Consider the following 9,824-nt stretch of genomic DNA (forward strand, 5'->3'; position numbering starts at 1 on the left):
CCGTCCGCCCGGGGCTGGGAGAGGCACCTTGACCCGCGAGACCGCGAGATCCGAGAAGCGCACGATCCGGCGCGGCACCAATCTGCCGCGCATGGGGGACTTCAACGAGTCCGTGATTCTGGACGCGATCCGCAGGCATCCGGCGGGTCTGAGCCGGGTCGAGCTCGCGCAGGCCACCGGTCTCTCCGCGCAGACGGTCTCGAACATCACGCGCCGGCTGCTCGACCAGGGCGTGGCCCGTGAATCGGGGAAGCAGAACACGGGCAGCGGCAAGCCCCGTACCCTCCTCGAAATCGTCCCGGCGTTCCGCTACGCCGTGGGGGTCCACCTCGACCCCGCCGTGATCACCTGCGTCCTGGTGGACCTTCTCGGTACGGTCGTGGGCCATCGCAGCCGGCGGACCCCGAGCGGCGGTGACACCGACGGGACCGTCGCGGACATGGCCGCCTCGGTGCGCTCGCTGGTGACGGAGTCGGGGGTCGACGACGAGCGGGTGCTGGGCCTCGGCATCGCGGCGCCGGGGCCGATAGACGCGTCCGCCGGCTGGGTGGTCGATCCGCCGGAGCTGCCCGGCTGGGGCCGCTACCCGCTGCGCGAGCGGCTCAGCGAGGCGACCGGGCTCCCGGCGCTCCTCGACAAGGACGTGACGGCTTCGGTCGTCGCGGAGCGCTGGGCGGGGGCGGCCACGGAGAGCCGCAACCTGCTCTTCTTCTATCTCGGCACCGGCTCCGGGATGGGGCTGGTGGTGGACGACACCGTGCTGCGCGGTGTCTCCGGGAACGCGGGCGAGGTCGGCGGGCTCGGCGCGGCCTGCTCGACACGGACGCTCGTGGAGGAGGCCATCGCGCTGGGTGTGCTGGGTGCCGAGTACACCGTGCTGGATCCGGCCGACGCCCAGCGCGGTCTGGAGCGGCTGGCCCGGCTCGCCGCCGAGGGTGACGCGGAGGCCGACGGCGTCATCGAGCGGCTGGCGATCCGTATCGGCCGGGGTGTCTGTGCGGCGGGGACGCTTCTGGACGTGGACACCATCGTCTTCGGCGGACCCACGTGGCTCGTGCTCGCTCCCCGTCTTCTCGCGACCATCGAGCCGATGGTCGCGCGCTCCCCGTTCATCCGGGCGACCCATCCGACGGCGGTTCTCTCCACCACGCTGGGCGAGAACGTGGCCGCGGTGGGAGCGGCGTCCCTGGTCCTCGACCAGGCCCTCTCCGCCCAGCCGAGGTCGCTGCTGCTGGGGTGAGCGCCGGGGTACGACGCGGCGGAGCGGGCCGGACACCGGCCCGCTCCGCTGTGCTCACTCCCCCGTCGAGTTGTGTGGCCCGGCTGTCCCGTGGTCAGTTCTCGACGTCCTTGGAGAAGTCTTCCGCGCACTGGTCCTTCTCGCTCTGGCTGTCGGCGCTGCGCATGCAGTCACCGAAGTTGTCGAACTCGTCGGAGTTCAGCAGCGATACGCCGATGATGACGAGCACCGTCGAGACGACGAGCCCCAGCGCGCCCAGCACCGCGCCGATGATCGACATGGTGCGGTGGGGCGCGCGGCCACCGCGGGCCCGGCGCACGCCCATGATGCCGAACACCACCGCCAGCAGACCGAGCACGATCCCGCCCGCGATCGTCCAGAAGAGGAGGCACGCGATGATGCCCAGCACCAGTGCGGCGATCGCGAGGGGGTTGCTCCGTGCGGGCGCCGGCTCGGGTGCCGCGTACGGTGCCGCGCCGTCGGAGGCCTGGTGGGGGTAGTTGGGCATGGACATCGATATCACGCTCCGTTTTCGAACTCGTCCCTCGGGTTCACCCTCCGCTTGCCCCCAAACACGGCGTGGACACGGGCGGAACACGGCGCGTGAGCGGAGGGGGCGGTTCCGTTAGGTCGGCTTCGGGGGCGGCGTCGCGAGGGGCCGGGTCATGAAGTGCGTCACACCTCCGGTGGCCGGGCCGCACCCGCCGCACGGGGCGGACGCCGTCAACGCCCCGTCCCCGGAAGCCGATCCGGGGCGGGCCCCCCGGCGGCCGGCCGGCGCATGGACCCCCGGGGTAACTTAGGGGACCCTTCCCTGGTGGCGTGGTCGCCTGGTAGAGCTGGTGGTGTTCCGTCCACGCATCGGAAGTCACGCAATGAACCAGGACAGCACCGACGACCTGACCCCCTTCTCGATCGACCTCACCTTCGAGGAGGCCCGGCGGCGCGCCGAGGTCGTCACCGCCCTCGGCCCCCACTGGGACCCCAGGGCCGCGCTCCAGGGCGAGGACGAGGCGTACGCCCTCCTCTACTCGGGCCTGGACGCCGAGCAGCAGCGCGTCTACGACATGCTGGTGGAGGCCGGCGTCCTGCCGGGTGAGGGGCCGGGCCGTGCGTCAGCCCATTGACCCGCAGGCGGACTCCTCCCGCCGCGCCTGGCTGCCGTGCCCCGTCTGCGACGACGCGCGTCACTGCGCCACCTGCGCCGACCGCCGCAACTGCCACCGGCACTGGCGTTATCTGATCTCCAACAACGGGCCGATCGTGCACCTTCAGTGCCCGCTGTGCACCCACATGTGGTCGCTCGACACCCGTCCCGGTGTGACCCACCGGGACGACACCACCTCGCACGCCTGAACCGGTGCCACCGCTCCCGCCCTCAGTGGGCGCCGGCCTCGCCGATGGCCTGGTCCAGGATCTCCAGGCCGAGGGAGAGCTCGTCCTCGGTCGCGGTCAGCGGCGGTGCGATCCGGAAGACTCCGCCCATACCGGGGAGCTGGACGATGTTCATGTGCAGACCGAGTTCGAGGCAGCGGCGGGTGACCCTGGCGCCCAGTTCGTCCGGGCTCCGGCCCGTCCCGCCGTCCTCGACGAGTTCGAGCCCGGCCAGCAGGCCCCGTCCCCGGATGTCGCCGACGACGGCGTGACGGCCGGCGATCTCCGTCAGACCGCGGCGCAGGAACTCCCCCAGCGACCGCGCGCTCTCGTCGAGCTTGTCGTCGGTCAGGACGTCGAGAACGGTGTTGCCGACCGCGGCCACGAGCGGGTCGGCGACATGTGTGGTGAAGAACAGGAACCCGCGTTCGTACGCCTCCTGCTCGATCTCGGCGCTGGTGATCACGGCCGCGAGGGGCAGCCCGGCGCCGAGCGTCTTGGACAGCGTGAGGATGTCGGGGACGACGCCGTCGCGCTCGAACGCGTACCACGTACCGGTACGGCACAGGCCGGTCTGGGCCTCGTCGAGGATCAGCAGCATGCCGCGCTCCCGGCACTTGTCCCGCAGGGCCGCGAAGTACCCGGCCGGCGGCTCGACGACTCCGCCCGAGCTGAGTATCGGTTCGACCAGGCACGCGGCCAGGCTGCCGGTCGACTGGGCGTCGATCAGGTCGAACGAGAAGTCGAGCTGGCGCCGCCAGTCCAGCGACCCGTCGGCGGTGGTGAAGTCGGGCCGGTAGGCGTTGGGCACGGGGATGGCGAAGTTGCCGGGCGCGGCCGGGCCGTAGCCCTTGCGCCCGGCGCTGTAGGTGGCGGACGCGGCGGCCTGTGTCATGCCGTGCCAGGACCGCGCGAACGAGACGATCTCGTGCTTGCCGGTGACGAGCTTCGCCAGCCGGATCGCGGCCTCGTTCGACTCCGCGCCGGTCGTCAGCAGCAGCGCCTTCTCCAGCGGCGCGGGCAGTGTGCCGGCCAGCCGTCGGGCGAGGTCGACCACCGGCCGGCTGAGCATGCCGCTGTAGAGGTGGTCGAGGGTCGCGACCTGCCGCTGGACGGTGGCGACGATCGCGGGGTGCGAATGGCCGAGTATCGCGCTCATCTGGCCGGAGGTGAAGTCGAGTATTTTCCGGCCGTCCGCCGTGTACAGGAAACTCCCGGCGGCACGGTCGATGATCTCGCGGGTGAACTCGGCTCCGTAGCGGACGAGGTGCCTGTCGGCATCGGACCAGAAGCTGTCGTCGGACGGCGGGGTGTTGTCGGACGGCGGGGTGGTGATCGCAGCAGCCATGCCCTCGACGGTAGGCGGCGCCCGAGCGTCACGTCCATCTCACGATTGTGGCTTTCCTGTTCGGCCAAGCCGCACAACAATGGCGACATGATGAATCCCTGGAGGCTGCGGCTGCTGAGCCAGCTGGACACGCTGGGCACCGTCCGGGCGGTCGCCCAGGCCGCCAGTCTCAGCCCGTCGAGCGTGTCCCAGCAGCTCTCCGTACTGGAGGCCGAGACGCACACGCGGCTCCTGGAGCGGACGGGGCGCCGGGTGCGGCTGACCCCGGCCGGGCTGATCCTCGCGCGGCGGGCGCGGGCGATCCTCGATCACATGGACACCGTCGAGGCGGAGCTGCGCGGGTTCGGTGAGGAACCGGTCGGGCTGGTGCGGCTGGGGGTGTTCCAGAGCGCGATCCACACGATGGCCGTACCCGCGGTGACCCGTCTGGCGCGCGAACACCCGCACCTGGATGTCGAGTTGCTCCAGCTGGAACCGCACGAGAGCCTGCCGGCGCTGCGGGGCGGCGACGCGGACGTCATCATCACGACCACGAACTTCGACGATCTGCCGCTGGGGCCGGACCTCGATCTCGTACCGCTGGCCACGGACCCGGTCCTGCTGGTGGTACCGCCCGATCACCCCGCGGCCGGGCGCGGCGCGGTGGACCTCGCGGCCTACGCGGACGAGCCGTGGGCGTTCGACGTGCCGCAGTCGTACATGGCGAATCTCGCGCTGCGGCTGTGCCGTCAGTCGAGGTTCGAGCCACGGGTGGTGTGCCGGTTCGGCAATTACCTGATGACTCTCCAGCACGTCGAGGCCGGGCTGTCGATCGCGCTGCTGCCCGGTCTGGCCGTCGACCGCCGGTACCGCGTGACCACCAGGGAACTCGCGACCCCCGTGACGCGCACGATCACGGCGGCGGTCCGCCGCGGTTCACCGCCGCGCGCTGCGGTGCGGGTCGTGCTGGACGCGCTGCGGCACAATCCGGGCCTGCCGGAGCCGAGCCGGGACTGACGCGGACGTGCCGGTGCGGCGGGGCGTGTCTCCCGGATCGCCGGGAGTGGGGACGCCCCGCCGCGCCGGCCACTCGTACGGGCCGGCCCGTCTCACCAGTCGTGGACGGTCCCGTCCTGGAGACGGTTGACCGGCAGATAGGCCGGGTCGTACGGATGGGCGGCGGCCAGTTCCTCGTCCAGTTCGACGCCGATGCCGGGGGCCTCGCCCGGGTGCAGATGGCCGTCGGTGAAGGTGTACGCGTGACGGAACACCCGCTCGGTGAGCGGGGTGTGGCCCGAGTACTCCTGGATGCCGAAGTTGTGGACCGCCAGGTCGAGATGGACGGCGGCGGCCATTCCGACCGGGGAGATGTCCTCGGGGCCGTGGATCGCGCTCTTGATCTGGTACTGCGCGGCGAAGTCGAGGAGTTTCCTGAGCGGCGAGACGCCGCCGAAGTGGGTGACCGCCGAGCGTACGTAGTCGATCAACTGCTCGGTGACCAGGGTCTGGTAGTCGTACACCGTGTTGAAGACCTCGCCGATGGCGAGCGGGGTCGTGGTGTGCCGACGCACCAGCCGCAGCGCTTCCTGGTTCTCGGCGGGCGTGCAGTCCTCCAGCCAGAACAGCCGGTACGGCTCCAGGTCCTTGCCGAGCCGGGCCGCCTCGATCGGGGTGAGCCGGTGGTGCGCGTCGTGCAGCAGGGGCAGTTCGGCGCCGAACTCCGACCGTACGGCTTCGAAGACGGAGGGGAGGTGGCGCAGATACGCGGCGGTGTCCCAGTCCTCGACCACGGGACGCGGATGCGCGGACACGGAGCCCGCGTCGGCCGCGGCCGCTGCGGAACCGCCCACGCCGTACACGGTCTTGAGGCCCGGCACACCGGTCTGGACGCGGACGGCGGGGTAGCCCTGCGCCAGCCGCTCCCGTATCGAGTCGAACAGCTCCGGCAGATCCCGTCCGCTCGCGTGCCCGTAGGTGCCCACCCGCTCCCGGCTCGCGCCGCCCAGCAGTTGATAGAGGGGCAGTTCGGCCGCCTTGGCCTTGATGTCCCACAGGGCGACGTCCACCGCGGCGATCGCGGCCATCGTGACCGGACCGCGCCGCCAGTACGCGCCGCGGTACAGGGACTGCCAGATGTCCTCGATCCTGTGCGGGTCGAGCCCGATGAGGAGGGGGACGACGTGGTCGCGGAGGTAGCTCACGACCGAGAGTTCCCGGCCGTTGAGCGTCGCGTCGCCGAGGCCGGTGAGCCCGTCGTCCGTCGTGATCTTCAGGGTGACGAAGTTCCGGCCGGGGCTGGTGACGACGACCTTCGCGTCGACGATCTTCATGGTGTTCGCTCTTTCCGAGCCGCCGCGGGACGGCTGTGACGAGTACGGGCTGGACACAACGGGGTGAGGTGTCCGGATCCGAAGGGCCTCAGCCCTTCGTGGCGCCGGAGGTCAATCCGGCCACCAGGTATTTCTGCCCCAGCACGGCTGCCAGTACGACAGGCACCGTGATGAGGGTCGCGGCGGCCATCAGACCGCCCCAGTCCGTGCTGGCGTAGGAGATGAAGTTGAACAGCGTCACCGGAACGGTCTGTGTGTCGTCGTCGGCGAAGACGAGCGCGAACATGAAGTTGTTCCAGCTGAAGACGAAGGCGAGCAGCGAGGCGGTCGCCGTCCCGGGCGCGGCCAGTGGCAGTGCGATCCGCCAGAAGGCGCCGAAGGCGGAGAGCCCGTCGGTGCGCGCGGCCTCCTCCAGTTCGACCGGCAGCCCCGCGAAGAAGCTGATCATGATCCACATGATGAGCGGCACCGAGACGAACATGTGGCTGAGGATCAGCACGGTGTAGGAGCCGACCAGCCCGGCCTGCGCGAACAGGTAGTACCAGGGCACGAGGAGGGAGATGGCCGGGACGATACGGGCGACGAGGATCAGCGAGCCGGTACGGAACATCCGGAAGCGGCCCACCGCCCAGGCCGCCGGCACCGCGATCAGTGCCGACAGGACGGTCGAAACGACCCCGACGAGAAGGGAGTTGCCCATCGAGCGGACGATCTGTCCCGCTTCGACGATGCCGCGGAAGTTGTCCAGCGTGGGTGCGAACCAGAGGCCCACGGTGGGGTCGGTGACCTGGACGTTGGTCTTGAAGGCCGCGGCGAACATCCAGATCACGGGGAGCGCGAAGATCAGGGTGACGACGGTGATCGCGATCCCGCGCAGCCACGAGCCGTACGCGCGCCGCCTGTTGCGCCGGCTCGGCGCAGGCGTGGTCGGGGGTGGTGCGGTGCGCCCGGCGGAGGGAGAAACGACGGCACTCATGCGGCATCCCTTCGGGCACGGCGGCGGAGCAGCACCACGACGCCGATGATGAACAGCGTGAACAGGACGAGGACGGCAGCGGCGAGTCCGTACTCCTGGTAGTCGAAGGTCAGGCCGTACGCGTAGACGTTGAGGGTCTCCGCCTCGAAGTCGGAGCCGCCGCCGGCGCCCTTGGTCGCGTACAGGATGTCGAAGGTCTTCAGCGCGTCGACGGCCCGCAGGACGAGGGCGGTCGCGAGCGTCGGGCCGAGCATCGGCAGGATCACGTAGCGGAAGCGCTGCCAGGCGCTCGCCCCGTCGACGAGAGCCGCCTCCTCGGGCTCCTGGGGCAGTGTGGTGAGCCCGGCGAGCAGCAGCAGGGTCATCATCGGCGTCCACTGCCACACGTCGATGAGCATGAGGGTGGGCAGCGACTGCCCGACCGAGCCGAGGAATTCCTGGCGGGGCAGACCGACCGAGGACAGCAGGTGGTTGGCGATGCCGTTGGTCGGATCGAGGATCAGCAGCCAGAGGATGCCGATCGCGACCGGTGTGGTGAGCAGCGGGATGATCAGGACGGTGCGGACCCAGCGCATGCCCCGGAAGGCCTTGCGCATGAGCATCGCGAGGGCGAGTCCCAGCACCGTCTCCAGGGCGACCGCGCCGATCGTGAAGATCACCGTGCGGCGCGCGGCGGGCCAGAAGCGGCGGGCGTCCCCGAGCGCGTCGGTGAAGTTGCTCAGGCCCACGTTCTTCTTGCCGGCGTTCACCGCCCCGAAGGCGTCGGTGAAACTCAGGTTGAGGGTGTAGAACAGCGGAAAGATGATCATGGCGCCGACGAAGAGCAGCGCGGGCGCGAGCATCGTCCATTTCAGCCGCCGGTTGGCCTGTTCGAAGGTGCGGGGCGGGCGGGTGCGCGCCGGCTTGGGGGCCGGGGCGGCCGGCCGGGCCTCGAAGACGTCGGTCCGGGACATCAGTTCTCCCTGTGGCGGTTGTCGCGGACGAGGAAATCCGCGAACTCCGCGTTCGCGTCACGGACGACCGGTTCGACCGGCTCGCCGAGGATGCCGGCGACCAGTGGCCGGCCGATGATGTCCCTGGCCCGGCTCACCTGGAGGACCCGGGGCCGGTCGTAGCCGACCCCGCGCTCCGCGTTGACGCGCATGGTCTCGGCGAGCTCCGGCGGGAAGGAGGCCAGGGTCTTCGCGTCGTTCCACGCGGAGGTGCGGGCGCCGGGTATCCCGTCGGCCTGGATCGCGGCGACCATCTCCGGGCTCGACGCCCAGCGGATGAACTCCCAGGACTCGTCCCGCAGCCGTGAGAACTTGTTGATGCCGAGGCTCCAGGACGGGATGTTGTGGGGGTGGGCGCCGGCGGGTCCGGCCGGGAAGGGGGCGAAGCCGACCTTCTCGCGGACCGTGGAGATCTTCGGGTCGAGGAAGCTGCTGTAGATCGCGTCGGCGTCGATGTAGAAGGCCGCCTTGCCCTGCGCGAAGATCGGCATGGCCTGTTCGAGGCTCATGTTGGTCGCGCCCGGCGGCCCCGCCTTCGCGAGCAGCTTTCCGTAGTAGCGGTACGCGGCGAGGGCCTGCGGGGTCGCGATGGCGGACTTGCCGTCCACGACGAAGTCCCCGCCGTACGAGTAGAGGAAGCTGGACCACTGGGACACGGCGCCGTTGCGCTGGCCGCGCCCGACGTAGCCGAAGAAGTTCTTCTCGCGGTCGGCGAGTTCGAGCGCCGCGTCCATGAGCGCGTCGAGGGTCTTGGGCGGTCCGCCCAGGTCCTCGACGAGGTCCTTACGGTAGTAGAGCGCCGGTCGCTCGGTGACGACCGGCACGCTGAGCACCTTTCCGGCGGTCACCGACGCGTTGCGCGGGGCCGGCTGGAAATCGCCCCAGGCGAAGTCCTCGTCCCGCTTCACGCGGTCGGTCAGATCGGTGAGCCAGCCGTTGTGCGCGAAGACCAGTTGCTCCTGGAGAGCACGGACCATCATCACGTCGACGTCCGTGCCGGAGGCGTTGAGCTTCACGTTGTAGCTGCTGGCGAGCTGGTCGGCGGTGAGCATCGAGAGGGAGACCCGGCGGCCGATCCGGTCCTCGAACTCCTCGGTACGGCGCTGGATCGCCTGTGACCAGACGTGGTTGATCGCCATGATCCGCAACGGGGTGCTCGCGGACGGTTTCCCGCGCGGCGGCGCGCAGGCGCCGAGCGCCCCGAGGCCTGCCGCACCCGCGACACCGGCGGCCAGCCGGCCGAAGGAACGGCGGCTGAGGGACTGGCGGCTCGTGGACATCCTTGTCCTCGTCTCTCTCGATCTCCGGTCCACACTGGTCCAACTGGTAGGACCAGTTCAACCGAATGCAGGGGAGATTAACAGGAGTGACGAAATCCGGCCACCCCCTCCCCCGGAAGACGGGAAAGCGACGGTGGGAGGAGGCCAGGGCGCGGGGGTGGGGCACGGCGCATCCCGAGGCAGCGGAGCGGGCCGGCACCGGACGTCCCCGGACGCCTCCCGCACCTGCCCACGCGGCGACGTGCCGCGCCGGACGTCACGAGCCGGGCGGCACGGCCGTCCGCCCAAAGAGCGGGGCCGGCGCC

Annotated in this window: 10 protein-coding genes; 4 read left to right on the forward strand and 6 right to left on the reverse strand. The window is 70.6% G+C overall.

Annotation, left to right across the window (positions count from 1 at the left end):
• Positions 1–91 precede the first annotated feature (91 nt).
• Positions 92–1,240: an ROK family transcriptional regulator gene (locus tag GXP76_RS16555; protein WP_374361293.1), complete on the forward strand. Its 1,149-nt coding sequence runs from the start codon at positions 92–94 to the stop codon at positions 1,238–1,240.
• Between the two features lie 94 nt (positions 1,241–1,334).
• On the opposite strand, the gene GXP76_RS16560 is transcribed toward GXP76_RS16555, so the two are convergent.
• Positions 1,335–1,754, reverse strand: a complete 420-nt coding sequence (locus tag GXP76_RS16560) for a DUF4190 domain-containing protein (RefSeq protein WP_242572289.1) — start codon at positions 1,752–1,754, stop codon at positions 1,335–1,337.
• 361 nt (positions 1,755–2,115) lie between these two features.
• Here GXP76_RS16560 and GXP76_RS16565 point away from each other — a divergent pair, with 361 nt between their 5' ends.
• Positions 2,116–2,367 carry a DUF6400 family protein gene (locus GXP76_RS16565; protein ID WP_242572290.1) on the forward strand — a complete coding sequence of 84 codons (252 nt, stop codon included), beginning with the start codon at positions 2,116–2,118 and terminating at the stop codon, positions 2,365–2,367.
• Complete coding sequence (locus GXP76_RS16570; RefSeq protein WP_242572291.1) at positions 2,351–2,596, forward strand: hypothetical protein; 246 nt, start codon at positions 2,351–2,353, stop codon at positions 2,594–2,596. Before GXP76_RS16565 ends, GXP76_RS16570 begins: the two co-directional genes overlap by 17 nt.
• A gap of 22 nt (positions 2,597–2,618) precedes the next feature.
• Here the strand turns inward: GXP76_RS16570 and GXP76_RS16575 are convergent, their stop codons facing one another.
• Complete coding sequence (locus tag GXP76_RS16575; RefSeq protein ID WP_242572292.1) at positions 2,619–3,962, reverse strand: aspartate aminotransferase family protein; 1,344 nt, start codon at positions 3,960–3,962, stop codon at positions 2,619–2,621.
• Positions 3,963–4,049: 87 nt separating this feature from the next.
• Here GXP76_RS16575 and GXP76_RS16580 point away from each other — a divergent pair, with 87 nt between their 5' ends.
• Positions 4,050–4,958: a LysR family transcriptional regulator gene (locus tag GXP76_RS16580; protein ID WP_242572293.1), complete on the forward strand. Its 909-nt coding sequence runs from the start codon at positions 4,050–4,052 to the stop codon at positions 4,956–4,958.
• A 92-nt stretch (positions 4,959–5,050) separates the two neighbouring features.
• Here the strand turns inward: GXP76_RS16580 and manD are convergent, their stop codons facing one another.
• The 4 genes from manD to GXP76_RS16600 form a co-directional block, all read right to left on the reverse strand.
• On the reverse strand, positions 5,051–6,271 hold the full coding sequence (gene manD / locus GXP76_RS16585) for a D-mannonate dehydratase ManD (RefSeq protein WP_242572294.1): 1,221 nt from the start codon (positions 6,269–6,271) through the stop codon (positions 5,051–5,053).
• Between the two features lie 88 nt (positions 6,272–6,359).
• Positions 6,360–7,247: a carbohydrate ABC transporter permease gene (locus tag GXP76_RS16590; RefSeq protein WP_242572295.1), complete on the reverse strand. Its 888-nt coding sequence runs from the start codon at positions 7,245–7,247 to the stop codon at positions 6,360–6,362.
• The gene (locus tag GXP76_RS16595; RefSeq protein WP_242572296.1) at positions 7,244–8,200 is read right to left on the reverse strand and encodes a carbohydrate ABC transporter permease; all 957 of its coding nucleotides are present in this window, start codon (positions 8,198–8,200) and stop codon (positions 7,244–7,246) included. Before GXP76_RS16595 ends, GXP76_RS16590 begins: the two co-directional genes overlap by 4 nt.
• Positions 8,200–9,519 carry a sugar ABC transporter substrate-binding protein gene (locus GXP76_RS16600; RefSeq protein ID WP_242572297.1) on the reverse strand — a complete coding sequence of 440 codons (1,320 nt, stop codon included), beginning with the start codon at positions 9,517–9,519 and terminating at the stop codon, positions 8,200–8,202. The genes GXP76_RS16595 and GXP76_RS16600 overlap by 1 nt, the downstream gene beginning before the upstream one ends.
• Positions 9,520–9,824 lie beyond the last annotated feature (305 nt).

The organism is Streptomyces sp. NP-1717 (assembly GCF_022695985.1).
GTDB lineage: Bacteria > Actinomycetota > Actinomycetes > Streptomycetales > Streptomycetaceae > Streptomyces.